The following is a 321-nucleotide window of genomic DNA, read 5'->3' on the forward strand; positions in this document are numbered from 1 at the left end:
CAGCCGATCGCCGGCCCGTGGCTCTCGCCCCAGGTGGTCACGCGAAACAGATGGCCGAAGGTGTTGTGCGACATGGCCCCGACTTAGGCCGCCAGACGCTCCTGCGTCCAGACCCGCGTGAACCGCACCAGCAGGTCTTCGGCCGCCGAGGGGACATCGGACGACGGCTCCAGCGTCACGAACAGATGCCCCGCCGGCCGCGATCCCCGCGCGGGCAGGCCCAGGTCCTTCAACCGCACCCGCACCGGGGCGGCCATGTCAGCTGTGATCCAGGCCGAGCGCGTGCCGACAGGGGTCTCGATCTCCACCCGCCCGCCGTCG

The 321-nt window shown here is 71.7% G+C and carries 1 pseudogene; it reads right to left on the reverse strand.

The features are described from left to right. Window positions 1–83: 83 nt before the first annotated feature. Window positions 84–321 (reverse strand): annotated as a pseudogene (locus B3T77_RS08005) (J domain-containing protein); the annotation flags it as partial.

This window comes from Brevundimonas sp. UBA7838 (assembly GCF_002500885.1).
GTDB classification, from domain to species: domain Bacteria; phylum Pseudomonadota; class Alphaproteobacteria; order Caulobacterales; family Caulobacteraceae; genus Brevundimonas; species Brevundimonas vesicularis_C.